Annotated in this window: 23 protein-coding genes and 1 tRNA gene; 11 read left to right on the forward strand and 13 right to left on the reverse strand. The window is 37.9% G+C overall.

From position 1 onward, the window contains the following. The first annotated feature begins 47 nt into the window (after positions 1–47). Together ACX9YW_RS16215 and ACX9YW_RS16220 are read left to right on the forward strand one after the other, a co-directional pair. Positions 48–278 carry a hypothetical protein gene (locus ACX9YW_RS16215; RefSeq protein WP_460348304.1) on the forward strand — a complete coding sequence of 77 codons (231 nt, stop codon included), beginning with the start codon at positions 48–50 and terminating at the stop codon, positions 276–278. Positions 279–353: 75 nt separating this feature from the next. Next, positions 354–1,094 (forward strand): glucose 1-dehydrogenase, encoded by a 741-nt coding sequence (locus tag ACX9YW_RS16220; RefSeq protein ID WP_460348306.1) that lies wholly within the window; start codon positions 354–356, stop codon positions 1,092–1,094. A gap of 66 nt (positions 1,095–1,160) precedes the next feature. Here the strand turns inward: ACX9YW_RS16220 and ACX9YW_RS16225 are convergent, their stop codons facing one another. Then, positions 1,161–2,996, reverse strand: a complete 1,836-nt coding sequence (locus ACX9YW_RS16225) for an acyltransferase family protein (RefSeq protein WP_460348308.1) — start codon at positions 2,994–2,996, stop codon at positions 1,161–1,163. Positions 2,997–3,412: 416 nt separating this feature from the next. On the opposite strand from ACX9YW_RS16225, the gene ACX9YW_RS16230 reads away from it, so the two are divergent. Further along, positions 3,413–9,361: a S8 family serine peptidase gene (locus ACX9YW_RS16230; protein WP_460348310.1), complete on the forward strand. Its 5,949-nt coding sequence runs from the start codon at positions 3,413–3,415 to the stop codon at positions 9,359–9,361. A 74-nt stretch (positions 9,362–9,435) separates the two neighbouring features. Here the strand turns inward: ACX9YW_RS16230 and ACX9YW_RS16235 are convergent, their stop codons facing one another. The 5 genes from ACX9YW_RS16235 to ACX9YW_RS16255 form a co-directional block, all read right to left on the reverse strand. After that, on the reverse strand, positions 9,436–10,650 hold the full coding sequence (locus ACX9YW_RS16235; protein ID WP_460348312.1) for a Zn-dependent hydrolase: 1,215 nt from the start codon (positions 10,648–10,650) through the stop codon (positions 9,436–9,438). Positions 10,651–10,709: 59 nt separating this feature from the next. After that, entirely contained in the window at positions 10,710–11,912 is a 1,203-nt protein-coding gene (locus tag ACX9YW_RS16240; protein WP_460348314.1) for an NAD(P)/FAD-dependent oxidoreductase, read from the reverse strand. Further along, positions 11,905–12,240, reverse strand: a complete 336-nt coding sequence (locus ACX9YW_RS16245) for a (2Fe-2S)-binding protein (RefSeq protein ID WP_460348316.1) — start codon at positions 12,238–12,240, stop codon at positions 11,905–11,907. The genes ACX9YW_RS16240 and ACX9YW_RS16245 overlap by 8 nt, the downstream gene beginning before the upstream one ends. Before the next feature lies 1 nt (position 12,241). Continuing rightward, entirely contained in the window at positions 12,242–12,508 is a 267-nt protein-coding gene (locus ACX9YW_RS16250) for a (2Fe-2S)-binding protein (protein ID WP_460348318.1), read from the reverse strand. A 66-nt stretch (positions 12,509–12,574) separates the two neighbouring features. Next, complete coding sequence (locus ACX9YW_RS16255; RefSeq protein ID WP_460348320.1) at positions 12,575–14,197, reverse strand: sigma-54 interaction domain-containing protein; 1,623 nt, start codon at positions 14,195–14,197, stop codon at positions 12,575–12,577. A gap of 172 nt (positions 14,198–14,369) precedes the next feature. On the opposite strand from ACX9YW_RS16255, the gene ACX9YW_RS16260 reads away from it, so the two are divergent. The 6 genes from ACX9YW_RS16260 (at position 14,370) to ACX9YW_RS16285 (ending at position 19,962) form a co-directional block, all read left to right on the forward strand. Next, positions 14,370–15,545 carry an NAD(P)/FAD-dependent oxidoreductase gene (locus tag ACX9YW_RS16260; protein WP_460348322.1) on the forward strand — a complete coding sequence of 392 codons (1,176 nt, stop codon included), beginning with the start codon at positions 14,370–14,372 and terminating at the stop codon, positions 15,543–15,545. Then, on the forward strand, positions 15,542–16,582 hold the full coding sequence (locus tag ACX9YW_RS16265) for a proline racemase family protein (protein ID WP_460348324.1): 1,041 nt from the start codon (positions 15,542–15,544) through the stop codon (positions 16,580–16,582). The genes ACX9YW_RS16260 and ACX9YW_RS16265 overlap by 4 nt, the downstream gene beginning before the upstream one ends. Then, complete coding sequence (locus ACX9YW_RS16270) at positions 16,579–17,535, forward strand: proline racemase family protein (RefSeq protein WP_460348326.1); 957 nt, start codon at positions 16,579–16,581, stop codon at positions 17,533–17,535. Before ACX9YW_RS16265 ends, ACX9YW_RS16270 begins: the two co-directional genes overlap by 4 nt. Positions 17,536–17,550: 15 nt before the next feature. Beyond that, positions 17,551–18,447: a 4-hydroxy-tetrahydrodipicolinate synthase gene (gene dapA, locus ACX9YW_RS16275; RefSeq protein WP_460348328.1), complete on the forward strand. Its 897-nt coding sequence runs from the start codon at positions 17,551–17,553 to the stop codon at positions 18,445–18,447. Positions 18,448–18,750: 303 nt separating this feature from the next. Continuing rightward, entirely contained in the window at positions 18,751–19,191 is a 441-nt protein-coding gene (locus ACX9YW_RS16280; protein WP_460348330.1) for a MerR family transcriptional regulator, read from the forward strand. A gap of 84 nt (positions 19,192–19,275) precedes the next feature. Next, on the forward strand, positions 19,276–19,962 hold the full coding sequence (locus tag ACX9YW_RS16285; protein ID WP_460348332.1) for a zinc metallopeptidase: 687 nt from the start codon (positions 19,276–19,278) through the stop codon (positions 19,960–19,962). A 43-nt stretch (positions 19,963–20,005) separates the two neighbouring features. Here ACX9YW_RS16285 and ACX9YW_RS16290 read toward each other — a convergent pair whose 3' ends face one another. The 6 genes from ACX9YW_RS16290 to ACX9YW_RS16315 form a co-directional block, all read right to left on the reverse strand. Next, positions 20,006–20,551 carry a TVP38/TMEM64 family protein gene (locus ACX9YW_RS16290; RefSeq protein WP_460348334.1) on the reverse strand — a complete coding sequence of 182 codons (546 nt, stop codon included), beginning with the start codon at positions 20,549–20,551 and terminating at the stop codon, positions 20,006–20,008. Between the two features lie 3 nt (positions 20,552–20,554). Continuing rightward, positions 20,555–21,232, reverse strand: coding sequence for a response regulator transcription factor (locus tag ACX9YW_RS16295; protein ID WP_460348336.1), 678 nt, complete (start codon positions 21,230–21,232; stop codon positions 20,555–20,557). Beyond that, complete coding sequence (locus ACX9YW_RS16300; RefSeq protein WP_460348338.1) at positions 21,232–22,605, reverse strand: sensor histidine kinase; 1,374 nt, start codon at positions 22,603–22,605, stop codon at positions 21,232–21,234. The genes ACX9YW_RS16295 and ACX9YW_RS16300 overlap by 1 nt, the downstream gene beginning before the upstream one ends. A 289-nt stretch (positions 22,606–22,894) precedes the next feature. Then, positions 22,895–23,431: a CueP family metal-binding protein gene (locus ACX9YW_RS16305; RefSeq protein ID WP_460348340.1), complete on the reverse strand. Its 537-nt coding sequence runs from the start codon at positions 23,429–23,431 to the stop codon at positions 22,895–22,897. Positions 23,432–23,463: 32 nt separating this feature from the next. Next, entirely contained in the window at positions 23,464–23,712 is a 249-nt protein-coding gene (locus tag ACX9YW_RS16310; protein WP_460348342.1) for a hypothetical protein, read from the reverse strand. Between the two features lie 181 nt (positions 23,713–23,893). After that, positions 23,894–23,966: transfer RNA gene (locus ACX9YW_RS16315), tRNA-Ala, on the reverse strand. A 164-nt stretch (positions 23,967–24,130) separates the two neighbouring features. Between ACX9YW_RS16315 and ACX9YW_RS16320 the strand changes: the two genes are divergently transcribed. Then, on the forward strand, positions 24,131–24,685 hold the full coding sequence (locus ACX9YW_RS16320) for an NADPH-dependent FMN reductase (protein ID WP_460348344.1): 555 nt from the start codon (positions 24,131–24,133) through the stop codon (positions 24,683–24,685). 78 nt (positions 24,686–24,763) lie between these two features. Here ACX9YW_RS16320 and ACX9YW_RS16325 read toward each other — a convergent pair whose 3' ends face one another. Further along, the gene (locus ACX9YW_RS16325; RefSeq protein WP_460348346.1) at positions 24,764–25,459 is read right to left on the reverse strand and encodes an MgtC/SapB family protein; all 696 of its coding nucleotides are present in this window, start codon (positions 25,457–25,459) and stop codon (positions 24,764–24,766) included. Between the two features lie 132 nt (positions 25,460–25,591). Between ACX9YW_RS16325 and ACX9YW_RS16330 the strand changes: the two genes are divergently transcribed. After that, positions 25,592–26,512, forward strand: a complete 921-nt coding sequence (locus ACX9YW_RS16330) for a DMT family transporter (protein WP_460348348.1) — start codon at positions 25,592–25,594, stop codon at positions 26,510–26,512. The last annotated feature ends 449 nt before the right edge of the window (positions 26,513–26,961 follow it).

The raw sequence follows: 26,961 nt of genomic DNA on the forward strand, positions 1-26,961 counted from the left end.
TAAAGTGTTCGAATGTATACATAATTATAAAGTGAGGGGAATTCGGGATGATTAGAGCAGCTGTGTCCGGTGTTATTGGGTTTATCCTTGTTTTTATAGAATCAATGATTGTCATGAAACTGAAAGGCTACAGCACGATTGAATTCGGAGGAATTGCCCCATTTGTTAATGTATGGGCGATGAATTTTTTCTTTGCTTTTGCCATTTTAACGCAGATTACAAATTGGTACCAAGAAAAAACGCTTAGCGATGAGCCTGAGAACGAAAATTTATACTAATACAAAGCCATTCCGGACTAAACTGGAATGGCTTTTCCTTTCTTGGTACATTAATTATTGAAAGGAGTGATTAGATTGTCTTATAAAAATAAAGTAGTTATTATTACGGGTGGAGCAAATGGGATTGGAAGAGGGATTGTCTTATCCTACGCTGAACAAGGGGCAAAGGTTGTTATTGCCGATATGGACGAGGTAGGTGGAGAGTCTTTAGCTAAAGAGATAGGAACAAATGCCATTTTTGTTAAAACCGATGTTCGAAATGAAAAAGACATTATTGAGTTAATGGAAAAAACAGTATCTACCAATCAGACTATTGATATTCTCATCAATAATGCTGGAAAAGGGTTATTTAAATCCCCATTTGAAGTAACTATAGAAGAATGGGACGAGGTGATTCAAACCAACCTTCGCAGTGTTTTTCTTTGCTCTAGAGAAGCGGCAAAATACATACAAAAAAATGAGCACGGTGGGTCGATTGTCAACATAGCTTCGACAAGGGCGTTCATGTCAGAACCAAATTCGGAAAGCTATGCAGCTACAAAAGGGGGAATTATTTCTTTAACTCATGCACTTTCAGCATCGTTTAGTCAGTATCGAATTACAGTTAACGCCATTTCCCCAGGCTGGATTGAAACAGCTGACTATTCGCAACTTAGAGCCATCGATCATGAACAGCATTTTTCGAAAAGGGTAGGAATTCCTGCTGATGTCGCTCAGGCTTGCTTATTTTTAACATCAGAAAACAATCGTTTTATTACTGGCACAAATCTAATGATTGACGGCGGGATGACCAGAAAAATGATTTATGAAGAATAAATTTAATATACTAGTGCAGTTGGCAGCTAGCTGGATCCATAAGCTAACTGCCTTTTTTGAAGAAGTTTATTTTGATGCTGCCGCCGCTTTTTGAATAGCCTTTTCAATCATATTGGCATAAACTTGTGCTCCTTTGGGCTGTAAATGCACACCGTCTTTAGCAAAATAATCTGGATGATTTGCACTTGTTGCATACCAATCCACAATGATCATATTGCCATGCTTTTTCTTCGCCTCTATTAGCCTTTTATTTACAATAGATTCCCATTGCCGTGGCACTCTTACGTTGATGAAAAGCACCTTCCTCTCTTTCCCAATCGTATTCATTAAATCAGTAATCGTCTTTTCCGGAAAAGGACCATTCGTGCCTAGTTCGATAACGACGATTTCGCCTAGCTGATTTTTCGCCTTTAATTGTCTAACAATATCCTTGGCTGCGTGCATCTGCCGGCTTACCTTTGCATCGACAGTGATATTCGCAAATTTCTTTTTTAGAAGTGGTCCAGGTATGATTAATACGGAATCTCCAATCGCGGTTATTTTGGTTGTCATTTCTTTCTTAACCGGTGGAGTATTTTGATTTTTGCTGCTTGTAGGAGAATGTACCTTTTCTTCAACGGGAGGTTTTTGATTTGGCTGAGTAAGAGTGAAGTCGAGCTTAGGTACCTGCTTAATTCCAATATCTTTTTCATTTAGAGGGATTGGTTCTAAATTTATTTCAGAATGATCCATAATCATTTGGCTATGAGCCGTTTCGTTAATATAGTTTTGATTAGATAGCCCAAATAGGAACCCAATCGATATGGCAATCATAGTTGAATTTTTTACAGTGAAGCGAAATTGTCCGCGGCGAATCGGTTTTTCTATTATGGTGTAGGATATTGCAGCTAATAATAAGGACAAAGTAATTTGAAAAAGAACCAAAAAATAATCAATCCCATCCACATTCACATTCGGTGTCGTCAACAAGATAACCGGATAATGCCACAGGTAGATTCCATAGGAACGGAGCCCAATCCACTTCAACGGTTGAAGTTCTAAAAACCTTCTGATGAATAAATTAGAAGGAACCTTCATTGATAAAACCAATCCTGCTGTAGCAATCGACAATATGGCCATCCCCCCTTGATAAATAAAATGGTCATATTGATTTATGAAAATTGTCATTACGATAAAAGTTAGGATCCCAATTAATCCTAAAATCTCTAATGACCAACGATTTAATTTTATTGATATTTTTTTTAGAGGAATGGCGAAACTTGCACCGATTAATAATGAAAACAATCGTGTATCTGTTCCATAATACACACGGCTTGGGTCAAGATCAGGTTCATATATCAGCGTCATTGCTGTCGCACTCAAAGCTGCCCCAAATAATAATAGGGTAAAAATAGCTTTACGATTTCTAATCCATTTTAAGAGTAAAAGGGTTAAAGGTGCCCAGAAAATATAAAATTGTTCTTCAATCGCCAATGACCAAAAATGGGTTAATAATGAGGTAATTCCAAAAGCCTCAAAATAGGGGATGTCTTGAAAGATGTAGTACCAATTACTGTAGTAGAAAAAAGCGGCAATGCTATCTTGGCGGAGGTTAGCAACTAATTCTAGGCGAAAGAAAGGGATAAAAACATTTAAGATGATTAATAAAAGAATCATCGCAGGTAATAGACGTTTTGCCCTTCGAATCCAAAATTGTTTCAAGTTAATGGTTGCTGTGTGCTCCCATTCCCAAATCAACAAGCTGGTAATTAAAAAACCCGATAGCACAAAAAAGACGGTTACTCCTAAAAAACCTCCTTGGGCAAAAGGCAAATTTAGATGATAAGCAATAACCGCCAATACTGCTAGCGCTCTTATCCCATCCAAACCAGGGATATAGCCAAACGACTTGGTATTTGCCATTAGCCACACGACCTCCCTCTTTCTCTAATTGTCTTAACATTGGTTGCAAAGCTCGTATGGTAAAAGCCGATGTTACTCCGTAGGACTATATAAGTATATTAATGAACATCACAATGTATGAGGGAATCCATTTGATGGACTAGTTAGATTTTGGTTCTGCGGAACATATCTCCCTAAATAAAGATTCAAAGATATATGTTGGCGGCATTCTTTGTTAGCTCTTGATGGTTGGACTATTTTATCCACTTATTTAGATTTACTAAAATTATGAATTTTTAGAAGTTTTAGATTATATAGGAAAAAATTATGTTATAGTAATAGTATTATAGAATTCAAAGTAGGGAGTGATTAAAAAGAAGGATATGCATTCAGGTCTTTGCATAAAAATTCAAATAATTGAAAGAGGGAAAGAGCAAATGTTAAGAAAAAAGAGTAGATTATTAAGTTTGCTGCTATCAATTTTATTAATGTTTTCAACTTTTTCATCCGCTTCGGCAACACAAGTACCTGCACAATCTAATCCAAATGACGAATCCTTGGAAAGTTTCCAACAAGCGAAGCAAGAATATTATGACCAGAAGTATAAAGACCATTCACTTTCGCTTAAGGAGTTAAATCAAGAAGATGAAAATGTTCATGTCATTATCAAACTAGAAGGAAAATCGATAGTAGAAGAATTAAATAAAGCTGGGAAACCTTTAAGTAAGGAATCTAGTTCGGCCTTACAAAAAAGAGAAAAAGAGATTATTTCGGTACAGGCTACTTTTATAAAAAATGTAACAAATAAAAGAATTCCATTTGATATGAAACACCAATTTACATACCTTGTAAATGGTCTAAGTGGGCAAGTCAAGTACGGAGATATCGAAAAGATTAAGAGTATGCCGGGAGTAATAGATATCCGACCAGTAAATGTTTATCAACCAGAGGAGTTCACGAGTAATAATCCCGACATGTATTCAAGTGCTCCGTTAATCGGTGCGGATTATGTCTGGGAAACGAATAAATATACAGGTGAAGATGTCATCGTTGCGATTGTAGATACAGGTGTAAACTATTATCACCCTGCATTTGGTGGTACCGGTGTTGAAACAATCAAGCTCGGTGATAAAGTCGATCGGTCCCAAATAACGGGGAATAAAGAAGGATATAGCCCTCGTATAATCGGTGGTTATAACTGGGCAGACGGAAATAATGACATTGTCGATCGTACAACTAGTCAACATGGGGTTCATGTCGCGGGTACGGTTGCAGGAAATGATGCCAACGCTCAGATTAATGGTCAAAATTTGCCATTTAAAGGGATTGCTTATGATGCTTCCATTTTAGCTGAAAAAGTATTTTCCAATGACCCAGCACGTACTGGCGCAATGGCAGATGACATTATTGCGGGGATGGAGCATGCTGTTAAAAATGGTGCAGGGGTTATTAATATGAGTTTGGGATCATCGAATGGTGCGGTGGTAGCCGATGATCCTGAAATTGTAGCAGTAGAGACAGCAACGAATAATGGGGTTGTTGTGGCTATTTCGGCAGGTAATTCAAGCTTTTCAACTGATTCATATGGGGTTAATCCTCTTGAGCAGGACCGTGATTATTCGATGGTTGGTACACCGAGTGTATCTCCTTCATCTATCAGTGTTGCTTCGTCTGAAAATTCAGCCACTTATTTTGAAGCATTTACTCTTTCAAAAGAACTAAATGGGGTAACTAATATCCCGATGACGGTGGCAAAAGATGCACCACATCCTTCTACACTTGCCGGAGAAAACTCAATCGCTTATGGTGGACTTGGCAAAACGACTGATTTTACTAGTACGAATGTAAAAGGGAAGATTGCGCTAATTCTACGTGGAGACATCTCGTTTAGTGAAAAGGTCGCTAATGCGGCTAAAGCAGGAGCAAAGGCAGTTATCGTCTATAATCGCGAAGGGGATAACAGTTTTGTTAACATGGATGTAAAGGTATCCGGTAAACCGGCCACAATCCCTGCTGTATTTATTCGTAATACCGACGGAGCTGCACTGAAAGCATTATTAGCTACTGATTCAACGGTTCAATTAGGTTTTAATAATAAATTAGCAGAGGTCCAATTAGCAAAAGATACCATGTCTGATTTCTCGTCTTGGGGGCCAGAGCCAGGACTACATTTTAAGCCAACGCTTACTGCACCAGGTGGAAATATTTTCTCAAGTGTCGGGGCAAATCAGTATGCGGTTAATAGTGGAACGTCAATGGCCTCTCCTCATGTCGCTGGAGCTGCAGCCGTTATTATTCAGTCATTAAAAGAGAGAAATGTCGCTTATCATCCAGGAGATATTCGTACACTATTATCTAACACTGCAAAAGTATTAATTAATCCTGACACGAATACCCCGTATTCTGTACGTCATCAAGGAGCAGGTAGGATTCAATTAAATCATGCAGTAGAAACGAATGTTGCTGTTCAATATAAGGGTGAACCTGGCGCAGCATTAAAAGAATTTGATTCTAATAGAGTAGAATTTAGCCTTGTCGCTAAAAACTTTAGCAATGCAGATGTAACTTATACATTATCGGGAGATGCTTTTCAAGATTTAATCGTTGATGGAGTGAATCAATTAACGTTAACGCCGATTGAAAATGCAAGGGTTACCTTTGATTCGCCAAGTGTAACAGTACAAGCAGGAACCCAATCAAACATTAAAGTGACTCTGTCTTTACCAAATGGATTTGAAAAGAATCAATTTGTCGATGGTTGGATCACGTTTACAGCAGATGAGGAAAGTGGTCAACCGAATTTAGTTGTTCCATACTTTGGCTTTTATGGAGATTGGAATTCTGTTGATGTTATTGACCGTCATTGGTCAGATCCCGAAAATGTTTATAAAAGTACGGGTCTATATTTTGCCAATGGAAACGTCATTATGAATTTAGGAATGGATGCACAAAAGGTATATCATGAAGAATATGTAGCCTTCTCACCTTTTAGTGGTTCCAAAAAGCTATTAGTGCCGATTTTCACTCTACTTAGAAACGCGGAAAATTTCGAGGTCAATATTCTTGATTCAAATAAGCAGAAGCTAGTGGAACTTTCAAAAGTAAATTACATCCGTAAACATAGCTATGACGGAACGGCAGGAAGTTTATTTGATGATTATGGAATTTGGAACGGTACAATCAATGGTGAAGTGGCACCTGATGGACAGTACTATATTCAAGCTATTGCCAAACCATTCGGAGTGACCAAGACCCAAGAATACCTTTACCCAGTAAAAGTAGATACAAGATTGCCGAATCTTCAGGTTACGGAAAATCAAACAGATTCTGGAACAGAGTTAGTTGTGAATGCAGCAGATGAATCTGGAATCGAGGCATTTGCTTATGAGCTTTGGGAGGATGGAAAAGGTTATGTAACGAAGCAACCGGTTATCGTTGAAGCGGTTAATACAGATAATGGATTTACAACAAAAGCACCATTACCAACATTAAAAAATAACCAGTCAGCCTTTATTTACGCTCTTGACTATGCTGGAAATCAAATTAGAGTCTCAACAGGACAGTCACCATTAGTCATTACTAGATTTTATGCAACCCCTGATGGGACGGAGTTTTCCTGGATGTTATCAGAAGAAGTGGCCGATGTGGAAGTTTTAATAGACTTTAAAAATCCTTATCGAGTAAAGGAATTGTTCCCGAATTGGCGAAATGAAATCTTCGTACCGCTACTCGAAGGAAGACATGACATCACCTTTAATGCCTTAAATGAGAACGATGAAGTATTAAGTACGTTTACCACTTTCTCTAATGGTAAGACAGTTGTTGGGAAAACCTCTTATCGAGTGACAAGTATGCCAGATGAAATGGAAACCATCGTACCAATTGAAATCTCGGTCGTTTCCGATTTAGTAGTGAAGGTAGATGTTTATTCCGGTAGTCAGCTTTTAGACACGATTCCTACTGCGGGTCGCGGGGAATATATCTATAACTATGTGGCACCGGAAGGGCAGACGAAGCTGGATTTAAAAGGATATAATGCGGATGGAAACCTAACTGGACTCCGAGCAATAACAGTAACCCATACAAAATCACATATCCTTTTTAGTCAGGAAAAATATGAAACGGAAAATAACCAGACCAACCTACCAATAGATGTGACATATAGCAATACAGTAAAGTCTGCAGACTTAACCGTCACCGCTACAGGTGTCAATAAAGTTTATCCGATAGATTTAACTAACTCAACAGGGAATCTCTATTCCTATAATCTAGATTTAACTCCATTTGCTCATGGCGACTATACACTTAAACTCACGGGTTATGATGCCAGTAAGAAGAAATTACCTGAGGTTACGACCAGTTTACGCGTAATAAAAACAGGAACTCTAAGCTATGTAGAAGGTTTAGGACAAGTTAGAACCAATCAGAACTCTTATACCTTAAATTGGAATGTTGACCAAGCGGATGTCATTCAGAAAATGAAAGTGTTCGAGAACGGTACTCCTATAACGGAGGGAGAACAATTAAACACTTACACTTCTGATTTAAGCGCATTGGGGAATAATGGTACTTCAAGAGTAACGATTGAAGCCTACTCTGAGACAGAAGATGTAATTGGCAAGCTAGATTATGTGATAACAAAAGATTTACAGGCACCGGAAGTAACCATTACTTCACCTGTTCCATATGCCATCTATAAAACGAATGTCGGAAATTTTTCAGCCACTTCCTTTGATTCAGATCTAGCTAAGGTTACGATTTTGGCAGAAGGAATGGAGCAACCAGTAGTAGCTACTCTAACAAATGGTTCAGCTGGTAAGATTACCATTCAGGGAACGGTTCCAATCACTAAAGAGGGGATGCAAAATCTTGAGATTAGATACACTGACCAAGCAGGTAATGAAGCGTTTATCAATCGCAAAGTATTTGCAGATTTTAATGCCCCTGAGATTAGCCTAAATAATATTAAGTTAAAAACTATTAGCGATACTAATAACATTAGAGTATATGAGGGAAGAGTTACTACAAATCGAGCTAAATACACAATCGCAGGATTAATTTTTGAAGGTCATTCAAGCTTCGATCTCTATTTGAACGATAATCAAATTTTAGGAGCTTTACCACATAAACAATGGACAAAAGCTGGGGACCAGCGGAGCTTTACGAAGACAGTAGATTTAGTGAATGGCGAAAATATTTTTACAATCTATGTCATTGACGGGGTAAATAACTACTCACAGGTGACCCTTTATGTAACGAAAGAGGAACGCATTGTGGATCCATCCGTCCCACCAGTGACGCCACCGGTTACACCGCCAACCACTCCGCCATCAAATGGTGAAGACATTGATGTAGGTAAAATATCGACTGAAGAGAACGAAGATGGAAGTAAATCTTTATCTATCGATGTGACAAAAGAAGGACTAAGTGAACAATTGTCAAATGGGAACCTTGGTGAGGTTACACTCGACCTATCCAAACTGAAGCTAGATACTTATAAGGATACATCGATCACTCTTGCTCAAGGTTTAGTTAATGATTTAACCAAGTCAGGAAAAGGATTAGTCTTAACAAATGAAGAGTTTTCTTTAAGCATTCCTGTTAAATCATTTACCGATTTTACTAATAAGGATGGAATTACTATAGGGATAACTATCAGTAATGAAGAGGCCCAACCTCTAACAGGAACAGAGAGTAAAATGGTATCCAAAGTAATCTCTCTCCAAAATAGTAAAGAAAATCTAACAAATCCAATTACCTTGTCGATTAAACCAGGTAAAAATCTGGTGGACGATGCAAGGAAAATAGGTATCTATCAGAAACAGGAAAATGGTACATGGACATATGTAGGTTCCTTAAAAAATAGTAATGGTGAAGCTAAACTAACCACAACTAAACTCGGGTCATATGCCCTGATTGAATATCAAACAACATTTTCTGATGTGACCAAAAATTGGGCGAGAGATGAAATTGAGGTGCTAGCTTCTCATCATATAATTAAAGGAAAAGGGACTGGCCAATTCGCTCCTAACGATTCCATAACACGAGCACAATTTGCAGCACTTATAGACCGTATATTAGGTTCTGAGAAGGATTGGAATGAATATGCGAAAATCAGTGGTGCCAATTCTCCGTTGGGACGAGAAGAAATGGTAACGATGATGATGAAGGCACTAGGTGTTGATTTATCAACAGTCGAAGGTGAGCTTACTTTCAAAGATCAGGAAATGATCAGCAAGGATGCCAAAGCGGCAGTGCTATTTGCTGTTCAACATGGCCTTATCAAGGGTACCAGTGGAAACCTATTTGCGCCAGAACAAACTACTAGTCGTGCTCATGCGGCTGTAGTAATCTATCGTTTAATGGTTTATTTAGATAGACTATAAGAAATATAAATAATTTAATTATTTACCAAATAGAAGGCGACCCTTTTTCTACAGGGTCGCCTGTTTTTTTAAGCTTATTTACCTGCTAATTTTAAAACAGCATTTAGCAACACATTAGCCCCTTTAGCACAGTCCTCATAGGAGGTTAGTTCATCTTCACGATGGCTGTAGCCATTTACACTTGGGACAAAGAGCATCGCAGTTGGTACATAGGAGGCGATGAATTGAGCATCGTGACCGGCACCGCTATACATTTGATTTTCTGTGTATCCTAACTCCTTGCAAGCAAAAGCTACTGCATTTATTACTTCCTCATCAAAGTCAACTGTATCTCGATCCCAAAGTCGTGTTGATTTTATGGAACAACCATTTGAAGTTCCTGGTAACTCTTCCACCATTCGCGTTACATCTGCAATCACCATTGGATTCTGATGCCGCGCTTCCAAAGTAAAGGTTACTTTGGAGGGAATAACGGTATGAATATTCGGATATGCATTAATGCGTCCGATTGTGTACACAAGGTCCGAATCGAGTCTCTGTAAGTGTCTTTGCATATCAACAATCATATTAGCAGCAGTGAACATCGGATCTTTTCGCATGCTAATCGGAGTCGTACCGGCATGATTCGATTCCCCATAAACGGAAATTTCATAGCAAACCATGCCTAACACACCGACAACAACACCGATGTCTTTGTTTTTCCGTTCCAGTACAGGCCCTTGTTCAATATGCAGTTCGATATAAGCGCTCGCTTCTTTTAAACGATTTGCCTCAGAACCTTCAAAACCGCTTTCATTTAATGCGTGGGCAAATGTGATCCCATTTTTATCTGTAGAAGCCAGCATTTTGGTTTTATCAAATTTTCCTGATAACACACCTGAAGCCATCAGGGATGGTTCAAACCGTGCTCCTTCTTCGTTTGTAAAATTGACAACAGTAATCGGATTGTCTAACTCCAAATTTGCGTCTTTTATGGAATAGACGGTTTCTAACGCTGTAAGGACACCTAGCACACCATCGAAACGCCCACCTTTAATGACAGAGTCCAAATGAGAACCAATAACGATAGGTGGCAGGTTTTGTTTCCCAGGTAATGTCGCATACATAGTTCCCATATCATCGTAAGTAACAGTCATTCCGATTTCTTCACATAATGATTGGAACTTTTTTCGTGCTGTTATATCCTCAGCTGACAATGAAAGTCTAGTTACACCATTGTTTTCGGTTTTGCCATAATCGCTAAATAACTCAATTAATTTTTCAAGCCGATCAGCGTTACACTTAAGCACAAGTAAACCTCCTCTAATTTTTGGACATACTTAAATTTACGCTCACTGTGACAAAATTATTAATGGCTTTCCCAAAGCTTATACATTTTTCTTCGGCCCGTCTCAATATCAGGATTGAATTGAATCAAGGCTTGTTTCCGAACCACACGCACGTGATCAACCGCCTGTAGTAGCTCCTTATCGATACGTTCCCTACCAACTCCTGCATGCTTCACAATGGATAAGCCAGCAACTGTTCCTTGGGCCATGGCAATTTTCCCACTTTCAATTCCGGTAATATTACCGGCCACAAAAAGTCCGGTAATAGGGGTTTCCATTGTTTCGGAATGATGGGGTACATGTCCACCAAGCTCTGGTAACAGCTGAAACGGGCATCCGGCAATGGCAGCTAGTTCGGCGAGCGGATACAACCCTCCAGCAATACAAACAAAGTCTGCCTCAAAAATCGTTTCAGTTCCGGGAATAGTATCACCATTGACATTGATGTCCACTACTCTTACCCCTTCGACCTGTTCTTTTCCGACAATTTCAAGCGCCGCTTTTCGTAGCAACAGAGGTGTACCATTAACCTTCATACCCTTTTTCGGGTAAAAGGTTAATCCGATTCTCCTCAGCCAATCCGTTTTCATCACTTTGCTCCCCAATCGTAGTAAGGGTGAAGGAGCTAGATGGGCCGCATTTAAAAGTGACTTTAAGACTTCTTCGGGAACCCCGGCTTGATGGCTAATCGGGTTTTTTTCAGGTAATACGACATGACTGACGGTAATTCCTGCCAATTGCAGCTCATTTAGTATCGCAAATGATAAAATATTGGCTCCAATAATGATTCCTTTTTTGCCGACTTGAACCCGGTGGACATTCGTCATTACTTGGGCAGCGCCAATTGACATGACACCGGGAAGTGTCCACCCAGGAATTGGAATCGGGTATTCAGCAGCTCCGGTGGTAAGTAGAACAAAAGGTGCCTCCAATTTTCCTGAGGAAGTATAAACTTTCCAAACCTGATCGACTTTTTCTAAATCATATACCGAAACCCCACATTGAATGGTTACTCCTAAGTTAGAAGCTTGTTGGTGGAGACGTTCGGATTCTTTCATCCCATTCCACCAATCACCTGATGGTTCCTTATGTAATTGTCCGAGCAATCGACCACCAGGTTTAATAAATTCATCTACAATTGTTACAGTTAGCCCATGAGTAGCACAAGCAATTGCCCCAGCTAAACCTGCAGGGCCGGCCCCAATCACAATTACATCAGTCATGGTCTTGCACCATCCTTTTAACGGGATTAGGAAGTTGGATTCCGCTTTCAACTGCCATATTTTCTTTAACCAAAGTTAAACAAGCCCTAATGTTTGCTTGCCGATTTACCATCACTCGGCATTCCATACAATGTCCGATGTTGCAATAAAAACCTCTAGGTGTCCCACTTTCTTCATGGACACGCAGTTTTCTAATCCCATTTGCTAAAAGTGCAGCGGCAATTGTCTCCCCTTCGAAAGCTTTAAACGGTTTTCCGTCAAATTGAAATGTAATCTCTTTTTTATGAGCAATGGTTCCTAACACAGGGTGGTTTATTATTCTAGTCATTTCAATCACCAAGCTTTCCAAAGGAAACCGGACGAATTGGCGGTTGATATTTTAATGGAATTTCAGAATGTGAGATAGTTGGAATAAAGTTTTCCATCATGCGGTCTAATATTGGTCGACAAGTGCGCCCACCACAAAATCCCATACCCGCCCGTGTTCTTAATTTTAATTCCCTTGCCGTACATTGATGTTTATCGAAAGTAGTTTGAATCTGTTCGTAGGTGATTTCCTCACAACGGCAAATAATCATGTTTTCAGTCTTAGCCATTATCTTTCCCCCTTGCCTTTCTTTTAAAAAGATAGTATGCAAGAAATGTACCAATTTAGATTAAAACTAAGTTAAGTTGAGCCGATTCATCCGGTTGTATAAAGTGGCTCTCGTGATGCCAAGCAATCTTGCACATTCGAGTTTATTTCCGTTCACCGATTTTAACGCCCGTTCGAGGATACCTCTCTCGAAGCGATCCATTTCTTCCTGCAAGGATAAAATCGGATCGCTATGAATCTCTGAATCATGAGGTGAAACGAGATTTTCATTCGAATCAAAGCGGTTATTGGAGGTAGGAAAAGGCAAATAATCATGTTTAATGACACCATCGGTAGCAAAGACGATGAGTCTCTCGGCGACATTGCGAAGTTCACGAATATTTCCAGGCCAATCATAATGAAGAAGCTCAATCATTATGTCTTTTTGAAAATCTCGAATTGGCCGCGAATAACTTATCGAAAAAGTATTTAAAAAATAATGGGTTAACTCAATAATGTCCTCTCGTCGCTCTCTTAATGGGGGGATGTGAAGACTAACAACATTTAAACGATAGTATAAGTCCTCCCTGAATTTCCCCTCATTCATGAGTTCTTTTAAATCACGATTCGTTGCAGCAATCACACGAAAATCCACGTCGATTTCCTTTTCGCCACCAATCCGATAATATTTACGCTCTTGTAGTACCCTTAATAATTTTACCTGCATTTCAAGTGGCATCTCGCCGATTTCATCGAGAAACAGCGTGCCACCTCTAGCTAACTCGATTTTTCCCTTTTTTCCTTTTTGGTCAGCCCCTGAAAACGCCCCTCGCTCATAACCGAACAGTTCACTTTCAAATAAAGCAACTGGAATTGCTCCGCAGTTAATCGAGATAAAGGGGGCATTTGGCTTTTCACTAGATTCATGAATAGCCTTCGCAAATACTTCCTTACCAACGCCGCTTTCTCCTAAAATCAACACCGTAGATTTAACGGAACAAACCTTTCGTGCTAATTCTATTGTTTTTTTGATAGCGGAACTTTTCCCTTTAATAGCATTAAATGGATCAACAAAGTCCTTATACTTGGCGACCTCTTGTTCTAATCGGTGGACCTCCGTTGACATATTGAATAATTTTTCATTGAGGACAACTTCGTTTGTTATATCTGTTTCAGAAACAACGGCTCCAATGATTCGATTGTTAAAATAAACAGGAGTGGAATTAATTAATACAAATAAATCTGAGCGCGGCTGATGATGATGGCGTGAGATGCTTTTTCCTTTATGTAGGGTTTGTAAGATTTCAAGTTTATTAGGATCAAAAAATTGAGTAATCGGTTTGCCGATAATATCTTGTTTTTTGACGGAAAAAATTTTCTCCGCTCCTGCTGTCCAGGTGCATACATGCTCATTTTCATCAATAACGGTGACAGAAGCATCGGTGGTTTGAATGACGGTATCGTAAAAGGCCTTTAATTGCCTGTTTAAATTATAAAGAAAATCAATCATGCCCGAGGCAGTAATGGTCCCGACAGATTTGTCTTTATTATCTAAAACCTCCACAACGGAATGATAACTAAAAAGCGATATCAGGGTTTCAATGGAAGCGTCTTCATTTATAGACTTGGTTGGTAAAGATTCGTCTACTATATGAGATTTTGTTATCGAACATTTTAATATATCTTTTACCGTAGGAATTGAAAAAAACATGACAACCTCCTTAGTTTTGTCTAAATATTTAAACACTGTAAAAATTATTATACAGTATTATCCAGAATTTTAAAAATATTTATATTTTTCAAACCGAAAGCTATGGTTTTTTTGGCACACTTATTGCATAAATAAAGATGAGTCCAAATTTTGGAGAAAGGAGGGAAGAGTTATGAAACACTGTGATGTATTCATTATAGGCGGAGGAATAATCGGCTGCTCCATCGCCTATTATGTTTCGAAATTCGGAAGATCTGTCACCATCGTAGAAAAAGGAGAGTTTGTCAGTGGAACGTCTTCGCGCTGCGACGGAAATATTTTAGCCATTGATAAGGATCCCGGATTTGACAGCCAAATGTCGTTGGTTAGTCAACGATTAGTCGACCAATTAAGCAGGGAATTGGAACATTCCTTTGAATATCGAGCTCCTGGAAGTATTCTCGTTTGTGAAACAGATGAAGAAATGGATGCAGCAAAACAATGGGTTGACCGCCAAAAGGCAGCAGGTCTCCCGTTTAGAATGCTAGATCGAACGGATATACGACAAGAATCCCACTATTTTGCCGATGATTTACTTGGAGGTTTGGAATGTGCAACGGATTCAACAGTAAATCCTTATTTACTAGCATTTTCGCTTCTAGAAGAAGCGAAAAAGTTAGGTACTGAGGCTATTCGTCATACTGAAGTGATAGCAATGAAAAAAGAGCCGAACGGTTGTTTCACCGCGGAAACTTCAAACGGTGTTTTTACGGCCAATCATGTGGTCAATGCCGCTGGCGTTTGGGCACCTCGAATCGGTGAAATGCTTGATTTGAAGATACCAATCCAACCAAGAAAAGGTCATCTGATTGTCGCTTCTAGACAACAAAATGTAGGGCTGAGAAAGGTAATGGAATTTGGTTATCTCATCTCCAAATTCGGCGGGGAACGTCGGGTTGACCCGTTAACGAAAAGATATGGGGTGGCTCTTGTCTTTGAACCGACGGAAAGTCAAAACTTTTTAATTGGTAGTAGTAGAGAGTTTGTCGGTTTTAATACAAAAGTAAACCATGAAGTCATTCACTGCATTGCGAAACGGGCGATTCGTTTTTATCCGAAAATGACCGATATGCTAATCATACGTTCCTACACAGGTTTAAGGCCATGGACGGAAGATCATTTACCAATTATTTCACGGGTTGATCATCTGCCAAACTATTATATTGCGGCAGGGCATGAAGGAGACGGAATTAGCCTCGCTGCAGTAACCGGGAAATTAGTTGAGGAGCTTATTAACGATAAAGAAACTTCGATTCCAGTTGAACCGCTTAGTTACAACCGTTTTACAGAAAGGGTGTTGACCAATTGAAAACGCACAAGGTTTTTACCACGATTGATACACATACCGGTGGTAATCCGACTAGAACGGTTATTAGCGGTCTTCCAAAACTAGTCGGAAAAACGATGTCAGAAAAAATGCTTCATATGAAAAAGGAATATGACTGGATTCGCAAATTATTAATGAATGAGCCAAGAGGTCATGATGTAATGTCTGGGGCACTTCTCACAGATCCCTGCCATCCTGATGCCGATATCGGGGTCATTTACATTGAGACGGGCGGCTATTTGCCGATGTGCGGTCATGACACTATTGGTGTTTGTACTGCCTTAGTAGAATCGGGATTAATACCAATTGATGAGCCAGTTACTTCATTAAAACTTGATACACCAGCGGGTCTCGTAGAAGTTGATATTTTATTAGAAAATGGCAAGGCGAAAGAAGTAAGTTTTTGTAATGTCCCTGCCTTTCTATTAAAAACCATTTCTGTTCATGTCGAAGGGATTGGACTTGTGAATGCAGAGATTGCTTACGGTGGAAATTTTTATGCCATTATAGATGCAAAATCAGTAGATTTGGACCTAATTCCTGATAATGCTTCGATGATTATTGAAAAGGCGATTAAGATTCGAAACACAATTAATGAAAATATCGAGATTGTCCATCCGCAATACCCATTCATTCAAGGGCTGACTCATGTTGAATTTTTTACGGAGCCAACGCATCCAGATGCTGATGTAAAAAATACGGTTGTTGTGCCTCCAGGTGGGATTGACCGCTCTCCTTGTGGGACAGGTACATCTGCTAAGCTAGCAGCACTTTTTTCCAAAAAACAAATTACCATTGGGGAGGAATTTGTTCACGAAAGCATTGTTGGGTCGCTTTTTAAAGGCTATGTCGTACATTCTACTAAGATAGAAGGAATCGAGGCAGTGGTGACAAAAATTACCGGATCAGCCTGGTTAATGGGAATGCACCGATTCTTCTATCATGAAGCTGACCCGTTAAAAGAAGGGTTTTTGCTAATTCCCCCGATGGCGGAACATGAAATGGAGGACGTGCTATGAGAATTCAAAAGGTTTACAACACCATGGATGTTCATGTAGCAGGTGAGGCATTTCGGATCATAAAGGACACACTGTTCATACATTATCAGAGCCTGGACCAGCTTAATGAACAATTTCTATTTGATTTTGCCGATGAAATCAAGCTTTTATTAAATGAGCCCCGCGGATTCGCGGGATTAAATGGCTGCTTAGTTGTTCCTCCGTTTCATCGGGATGCAGATGCAGCAATCGTATTTTTCAATCATTTGGGAACAATCCCTCTTCATTACGGCGGTATCGTTGCCGTCATTACCGCATTATTAGAATGTGGGCATTTGCCGCAAAAGAAATCCAATGAATATCGACTTGAAACAGTTAGTGGTTTGATTTCAGTGAAAGCAAGGATGGAAAATACGGAAGTTGTTTCCGTACAATTTGAAAGCAAACCATGCCTTGTCGTAAAAAAAGAAATTCCATTAAGCCATCCGTATGTCGACACTCATTTCTCCCTTGTTCAAGCGGACCAATTATATGCGGTATTTGAGAAACGCGATTTTACTGCAGAAATTCGTGTAGAAGAGCTTTCAGAATTAAAAGCCTGGAGTCAAACCATATTTAAAACACTTGGTTCAAAAGGGCCTATCAAAGCCGCCGTTTTACTGGACGATTCTCAATTTGAAACAAACTGTCGAATTAAAACCATCACGTTTCGTGATGATCTATACATTGTCCGCTCACCAGGATTCGGGGCAACGCTAGCAAGTTTTATAAGTTTGTTAGCGAAGTTAACAGAGCCTAAAGAAGAGGAACTTGTAAATGAAAGTATTTTTGGTAGCGAGTTAAAGATACGATTAGCTAATCAAACGGAGAGTGGCTATCAATTTATCTTTTCTAGCCGCGGATTCCTGACCGGTATGCATACATTTGTTTTAGATCCGTCAGATCCGTTGGCGGAAGGATTCTTATTAAAATAAAGGAGGATTTAGCTAATGACTATGATTAGAGGAGCCTATCCTGTACTAATTACACCGATGACTGGAGAACAGGAAGTTGATTGGGGTGGTGTCAAAAATAATGTCAACTACTTTATAAACCAAGGTGTCGCTGGAATTGTCATTAATGGCAGTACTGGCGAGTTTGTCAGCCTTTCAAAAGAAGAAAAGTTCAAAATCGTAGAAACGGTTTTAACTGCCGTAAATGGTCGTATTCCTGTCATAGTCGGAACGGCAGCTGAAACAACAAAAGAAACAATCGAAAATACCAAACAGGCCCAAGCCTATGGAGCAGACTGTGCACTTGTTATTAACTCCTATTATTGCAAACCGAAGGAAGATGAAATCTTTTTCCATTTCAATGAAGTTTCTAAGGCTGTCGATATCCCGATAATGCTTTACAATAATCCGTTTACCTCCGGTGTCGATATGAGCACGGAGCTAATGCTTCGAATCGGTAAAGAGTGCGAGAGAGTGACACATATAAAAGAGTCCAGTGGTGATGTTCGGAAAGCAAGAGACCTAGCCAGAAAAGGGAAAGGGAATATCGAGGTATTTTGCGGCTCTGAAGATTTAGTAATGGAGTCTTATCTAGTAGGAGCGACAGGTTGGATTTCTGTTGCAGGTAATATCGTTCCAAGGCTTGTAACCGATATGTTTAACCATTTCCAAAATGGCGAGCTTGAGCAAGCGTGGGCACTAAATGATCGGATTCTACCTCTATGTGAATTTCTAGAAGGGTCCGGAAAATACGTCCAGCTTGTTAAACGAGCAATGGAATTGAAGGGACAGGCAGGAGGGCCTTCCCGTTATCCCCGCTTAGGATTAACACCTGATGAAGAAGAAAAGTTGAAAAGTCTTTTAGTGAACCTAAATGCAGTAACGCGGGTTTAAATATTCTGTTAAAAGCTAACGTGATTTTGCAAGTGCCCAATTTTCCCGGACATATAATCCGTTATCTTATGAAAATCAAGGGAAATAGTCATGTTTTTGTGGAAATAACGGAACCATTGTCCGGAAACATTTATCGGCATCAATCTAGAAGAAGGGTAGCATTATCTTCTTTAATAAATTAATTGAAACCTTTTGTACCGTATATCGTAATAATATAGAAGGTGCAAAAGTCTTTTTTATTATGATTTTTTTGAACCATACAGTTTACTGTACGGTTTTTTTATTTTATAATAAAATAAATGAATGGAAAGGCGTGGGGAAATTGGGAAGGTTTATCGTATTGGTGAGTTAGCAAAGGAAGCAAATATCTCGAAAAGAACCATAGATTATTATTCCCAGATTGGTTTACTAACGCCAGTTAGGTCAGACTCTAATTATCGGCTATATGAGGAACAGTCTATTAAGATTCTGCAATTAATTGCCCATTATAAAAAACTAAACATGCCTCTTGAAGAGATTAAGGAATTCATTCATCTTTTAAAAAAAGAGGGACAACTAAACGAAGACAAAATAAATAAACACGTTCAGCAAATTACGGATATCATGCATCACCTAGTGGCTGAGTTAAATGAAATTAAACCACTTATTGATAAATTAGATAGTAAACAAAAGGATTTTATTGCAAGTAAAATCTCTGCGCAGGGTTTAACGTTAGCTCAAACATTAATCTTATTTTTTGGATAATATATATAGGACAAACAGTCTGCGATTGAACGCATTTTTATAGTTTTCAATATAAAGTTTTAATCAATTTTGGAGGGATATACAATGTTTTTTACACCTTGGACTATTCTTATCATACTTGCTTTTGGATTAAGCCTTTGGGCACAATTCAGGGTAAAAAGTACGTTTAATAAATACTTAAACGTTCCGGCTTCATCTGGGTTAACTGGTGCAGATGTAGCAAGAAGAATGCTGGATGACAATGGATTACAACATATTCCAATTGAGTGCGTTAGAGGTTCCTTAACAGATCATTATGACCCGATTTCCAAAGTGGTAAGATTATCAGAACCTGTTTATTATGGGAATTCGGTAGCTTCACAATCAGTAGCTTGTCATGAAATTGGACATGCGATTCAAGATAAAGTGAAGTATCCAATGTTAGTGGCAAGGCACAGAATTTTCCCAGTTGTGAACTTCTCATCTGGAATTGCTCCATTATTGATATTAGGGGGATTCTTTTTCAAAGTTTCAGGGTTACTATTACTGGGAATTATCGCTTTTAGTGCCGCAGTATTATTTCAAATTATTACTCTTCCCGTTGAGTTTAATGCAAGTACACGCGCAAAGGATTTTATGATTAAGTTAGGGTTTATTAGAAATAATGAAGAAGGTTCAGCGAGTAAAGTATTAAATGCTGCAGCATTGACTTATGTAGCGGCAACCTTAATGTCAGTCTTGCAATTAGCGGAATACTTATGGTTATTTAATAGTAGCAGTGATGAAGATTAATCCAATAAAACACGAAAAAGATGGTTTCCTAAAAACCATCTTTTTATGTGCCTCTTTTCCCTAAAATAAATATAAAGATCACGAGTATAAAAAGCATAATGATTAGTTGCCATTCCATACTCAAATGGAGTGCCTGATTCACGGCAAAAGCCTCAATAAACAAGGAAGGTACCTTTCCTATTGTACTGGCTATACTAAAAGCATAGACACTCATTTGACTATATGATGCAACTAGTGTTACCACGCCAGAAGGAACGAAGGGTAAAATTCGTAAAAAGAGAACAATTACCACAGCTTCTAATCCTTTTGTGGAGTGCAACCTTAATAACCATCTATTATCGATGTATATCTTACTCGACAGTTTGGTTAAACCTTTTCGATACAAAATAAAGCTTACAATTGCTCCAACCGCTTCACCCATAATAGAAAGCAATAGTCCCATTTTAAATCCAAAAATAGAAATATTCGCTGCGGTCAAAAAAGCACTTGGTAAAATACCAGATATCGCAATACCTACATTTACCAGAATACTAATAATAACAATCAGATTTTTGTTCTCGGGTATCCACTCAAAAAATAAATCGCTCATCCGTTACTCAGCACCAAGCCATTTGTACCCTACACCCCATACGGTGATTAGGTATTCATCGGCAGGGAATCCAGCTTTTCGAAGCTTATCGCGCAAGTTGCGAACATGTGAGTCAACAGTACGGTCCTCAGTGGCCACACCATGACCCCATATAGCCGTAATTAAATGGTCGCGGGTATAGACTTTTTTCGGATTTTTTAAGAACAATCCCATCATTGATAGTTCTTTCGGAGTTAATGAAATGAGATTATCTTTAAAATGAAGTTCATAGGAGTCCTCGTTTAGTACCAGGCCTTTAAAAGAAATCATTCCTGAAGAATGGTGATTTCTTCTCAGAACTGCTTCCATTCTAGCCATTAATTCATCTCCATCAAACGGTTTCGAGATATAATCATCTGCTCCGATACTTAAACCTTTTACAATGTCCGGTTTTTCAGACCTCGCTGTTAACATAATAATAGGATAGTCCCATTTTTTACGAATCATTTTACAAGCTTCCCATCCATCTAATTCAGGCATCATAATATCCAATAGAATCAGGTCAACTGGATGGGTTTCTAAGTAATGGATCGCATCTAAGGCGGATGTGAATTTAATACAATGATAATCTTTTGGTAAAAGATACAAAGAAATTAACTCAAGCATCCGAGGTTCATCGTCAATTAGTAAGATATTTTTCATTACTCGACTGCTCCTTTAAAAATAATCTCAAATTCAGTTCCAACATTTTCTTTGCTTTTAACAATAATGGTACCATTATGGGCATGAACTAACTCTCTTACAATGGCAAGTCCAAGGCCAGATCCACCAAGAGCTCTCGTCCTTGATTTGTCAACTCGATAAAAGCGTTCAAAAATATGAGGAATATCCTTTTCAGGAATACCTTTTCCGGTATCTGAGACTTTCACATGAAGATTGAGCCTTTTTTTCTCAACGGCTATTTCAATTCTAGCCCCTTTTTGCGAGTACTTCATTGCATTGTCCAACAAATTTAGGAAAATCTGCTCCAATCTAATCGGGTCTGCCATTAAAAATACTTGAAAATGACAAGAAACATGTAAAGTCATATTTTTTTCTTTGAAAGCGGGTGATAGTCTTTGCTCAACCTTGAATAAAAACTCACAGAGCTCGATACGTTGTTTTTGTATCACAGACATATTTTGATCAAACTTAGCTAACTCGAATAATTCTTTTATTAACACGGAAAGACTTGTGGTTTCCTCTAAAATGATTTCTAAGTATTTGTCTTGGTCTTCCTTTGACAGATTTCGTTTGTAAATAATATCCGTATATCCTTTTATATAGGTCAATGGAGTTCTCAGTTCATGTGATATACTTGCTAAAAAATCATTGCGTTCCTTTGTAAGATATTCTAATTGTTGCGCCAATAGATGAATAGATGTTGCTAAATCGCCAAGTTCGTCTTTCCCTGTTTTAGGTAAGGTGACGGAATAGTCGCCACTACTCATCCTAGAGGTCGCTTTCTTCATTCCAATTAAGGGTTTTGTTAGTGCCTTTGAAAGAATAATGATAATGATAATAGTAAGACAAACTGAGATGACTCCTGCTAAAAGAAAATGTTCATTTAGGTGTTTAATTAAAGACTGAACTGATTCAGTATTTTGAAACATAAAAACATATCCAACAATTTTATCTTCTACCTTAATTGGACTAGCAGTAGCGATAAACGGCATTTCGCGCCAATTCCCTTCAATAATTTTGCCTTCTCTAGGAATATTTGCGATTTTAGATTTTATATAACGGGGAAAATGAATACTTTGTCCGGATGAACCAATAAATTGAAACTGGTTATTGGTTATTACGACATCCGTTTTTGCTTCTGATTCCATCAAGTTGATATGGTTAATAGTGGACTGGTCAAAATTCATCTCCAATACGGTTCTATGCGAATTTCCTCTTGCTTGTAATTCACTTAATTCTTCCTCCACTCGAGAATCTACCAAAGAAGCATGCAGAAAGAAAAACATAAACGATTCCAGACCAAAAATAATAATGAAAAATATGACTCCCAACTTAATCGATAGTTTATTCAAGTAGACCACCCTCTGGCTCTAGTAGCTTAATTGTACAATATTCATGTGGAGAAAATATGCAGAAATAGTGAAGTAATAGAATCTGAATGAACGATATTGGTATTATGAAAATACAATATTTATGTTGGGTGAGGCTTTTTTATTAATTTATAAATCAAGTAGGGAAAGACTTTATTTTAGATAAAATAAAAAATGAGCCTAATCTATAAGTGTGTGAAAAATGTGAAAACCCGAGTGTTTGACACCCGGGTTTTATTATAAAGCTTTGATGAGCTAGTTTAAGATACGTTTAAACCAACTGCATGGTTGTAATACAAGTACCATCGGACTCAAAAGTGGAGATTTCTGATTCAGACATTTTACCGCCATGCTCAATCTTGATTCGATATGTTTTATCGCGTGGTAGCCATAAATCAAAGAATCCATTTTCTTGGGTTATTACTTTTTTGTCTAAAATGACATTACCATTCATATCTTCAATGAATACATCAAACTCTTCTTCTACCAATTCACCTTGACAACCTGTCAAGCTATGATTAGTTCAAGGATGGGTTTCCTTGATGTAAGGTGCAATTGAAACGAAAAAGTCTTCATCAGTCAAATCATAGACTTGATCTTTTCCGTCACTTTTCTTAACAATGAGTTGCCCGGAAGTAATGGATGCCGACTCATCCTTTATATTCCTTAAACTGTAATCTTGTACTAATTCTCTGATATTTTCAACTTCGTTAGCTTTTAAAGAAGATACGTCACTTGAATCTTGTTGTCCACATCCAGCTAATATAATAGAGAGAAATAAACTAGCAAGAAAGATTATTCCCTTCATCTATTATTTCACCTCCTTAAGAATGACAAATTTTAAAATTTGTTCATCATATTTTCGCTTGGCATACCATTTTCATTCATCATGCCCCCATTTTTATGGCAAGTGTCGTACATTTCCTTCAAATCCTCTTTTGATGAGTTGGGATGCATTTTTTCCATAAATGGCAATATGTTTTCAAAGCTAAATTCATTGTCTAGGTTGCTAGTTCCAGCCGCAAATACAGCTGTCCCTGCTCCAAAAACTAAGGCGGAACATAGAAGACCAACTGACCATTTTTTCATCAAGCTACAACCCCTTTCTATTATATCTATATACTAAAACAAAAATTTGCAGAAATTATGCATTTCGTATGGCAATGTTATGAAGAATTATTAATTCACATCATTAAAAAACGCCAGGAAAGGATATTTTACAAAGAATAGAAAAAACGCCATTTTCAAATGAAAATGGCGTTTAAAGATATGGAGCATAGGGGGTTCGAACCCCTGACCTTTTGGCTGCCAGCCAAACACTCTCCCAGCTGAGCTAATGCCCCGTCTTTACATATACATTATTATATCGATTTTTAATAATTTGGCAATAGTTTTTTTGAAACTTAAACACAAACAAAGCAGAAAAATTCACAAAAATTCTCTATTGAGATATAGTTCGTATTGAAAAACTACAAATGAAACTATAAAAGACACAGGAGGTAATAACATGAATTTAGTCGCAATCGTAGGAAGCCTTCGGAAAGAATCCTATAATATGCAATTAGCAAATACAATCCAAGAAAGATATAAGGAAAAAATAAACATAGAAATAGCTGATATTCGTTCATTACCTTATTTTGATCAGGATGAAGAAAATAATCCGTCACAAACTGTAAAAGCCTTTAAAGATAAAATAGCTAATGCAGATGGCGTTATCATTATTACACCGGAATACAATTGGTCTGTTTCTGGCGTGTTAAAAAATGCTCTTGATTGGGCTTCGAGAGTGGAAAAAGTATTCATTAATAAGCCAGTGATGACTTTGGGGGCTACACCTGGAATGCTCGGTACCGTCCGTGCTCAAATGCATTTGCGTGAAATTCTATCATCACCTGGTATTCAAGCTAAAATACTTCCTCCTGGAGGAAATGAAGTTCTTATAAATATGGCAAATCAAAAGTTTGATGGAGAGAAGCTTGTCGACGAGGGAACACTAAACTTCCTAGATAGCAAAGTAGAAACTTTTATTGATTTTGTCAAATCAGAAGTAAAAAAAGCATAAACAAAAAGAAAGCTGAATCCCTTGTAGATCTATAAGGGATTTCGGCTTTCTTTTTGAAAAGCAAAAAACGAACGTTTTTCAATCCATACTTTCAATTTCTACACTTTTAATGCCGTTAAATTTAGAAACAGTGTAATAGACATCAGTTGTACTTAGTTTGGAATCAACGGTAATAATGAACTGGACTAAATGATCACTTTCGGCGATATCCTTAATTCTAACCCGCTTGATTGAGAATTTCTCTTCTTTCATCCTCACAATAATATCAGCAATATCGTTTTTATCAGCCACATTCAACTGTAGGGCAAGTTCCTTTTCGCGGAGTCTTTTTGGCCCAATTAACGTGATCAAAAAAGGAACTAATTCAACGCTAATAATAAGAAGGCCAACACCTGTTATGGCTTCTGTATAGAAACCAGCCCCTACGGCTATCCCGATTCCAGCAGCTCCCCATATCATTGCAGCGGTTGTTAAACCAGTAATATTGTCATTCTCTCTTCTTAAAATTACTCCAGCGCCAAGAAATCCTATTCCGGAAACGATTTGTGCGGCTAAGCGAAGCGGATCCATTGTAATATTGATTTTGTCATTATGAGGAAATGAATAAGCGGATTCAATCGAAACAATGGTTAGTAGGCAACTTACAATTGAAATAACTAGACTTGTTTTTAAACCGACGGGCTTTCTTTTTAATTCTCTTTCTAATCCAATAACTAGACCTAAAATAGCGGATATGCCTAATTTAAGCAACATCCCTAACTCAATTTGTGTCATAAGATTACCGCCTATTATTATTATTATTATTATTATTGGGATATCCAGAAAATTATCATAGCAAAATAATGTTTTAGAGGTGTACAATAGTAGTTATGTTTTTAATATTGTATTAATAAAAGGAGAAGCAAGATGAAAAAGTCAGAGATTAATCCTTACTTTGTACTTGCGGTAGGTGTTATTTCCGTTTCAACCTCAGCTATTTTTGTGAAATTTTCAAACTCGCCATCTGGTGTCATTGCATTTTATCGTTTGTTCTTATCCGTGTTATTATTGCTTCCTCTTTTTTTAACAAGGTATGTAAGTGAACTTAAACTTATTACGAAGAAAGACTGGGTTTACTCAATGATTGCCGGAATCTTTCTGGCATTACATTTTATTCTTTGGTTTGAATCGCTCAACTATACATCAGTTGCCAGTTCCACCGTGCTCGTCACACTCCAACCGGTATTCGCTTTTATCGGAACATATTTTATCTTTAAAGAAAAAATCTCCGTCATGACAATTTTAAGCGGTTTTATTGCCATCATCGGTAGCGTTATTATTAGTTGGGGAGATTTTCGGATTAGTGGACAAGCCCTTTGGGGAGACCTGTTAGCATTAGTTGCCTGTGCTCTGGTAACAATCTATTTAATGTTCGGGCAATCTGTTAGAAAAAGATTATCGCTCATCACCTATACCTTTATCGTTTACTCTTTTAGCAGCATTACTCTATTCATTTATGTTTTAATAAGAAATGAACCGTTCATTCCAAGCCAATCGGGTGATTGGACATATTTCTTTCTGTTAGCATTGATCCCGACACTACTAGGTCATTCTTTATTCAATTGGACCCTAAAGTGGATTAGTACCTCTACAATTTCAATGGCCATTCTTTTTGAACCAGTTGGAGCCATTATCTTAGCTTATTACCTTCTTGATGAAGGTTTAATCTTGTCACAAATAATCGGAGGCATTGTTGTTATCGGTGGAATTGCTCTATTTGTAATGGATGAAAGAAAAGCTAAGGCTGTGAAAAATAAACTGGCAATAAGTAAAGAGATAAAAGGATAACTCGATTACAGCGGTTATCCTTTTATTTTCTAAAAAATGTGGATAATGTGGATGAAATAATCACAACTTGTTGATAAAGTCGTATAACATGCTAGAAATCAATACGGAAGATATCTAGATGATGTGAATAATCTTGTGGATAATTAACAAACCAAAACGAAGTGATAAAAAAATCTAAAAAACTATATTGCAAACATGTTTTTATCATGATATATTAAATCTCGTCCTTGAGACACCAAATGAATCAGCTAAACTTGAACTGAAAATAATTTCAAAAAAAGTTATTGACATTACCCAAGTCGCTATGATAAATTAGAGAAGTCGCTTTTGGACAAACATTGCTCTTTGAAAACTAAACAACCAAACATTAACAAACTTCTTTTTTATAAAAGAAAACAAGCCAGATTAACTTTTTGAGCTTTTATCAACTCTTTATTGGAGAGTTTGAT

The sequence above is a fragment of the Pseudoneobacillus rhizolycopersici genome (assembly GCF_054786815.1).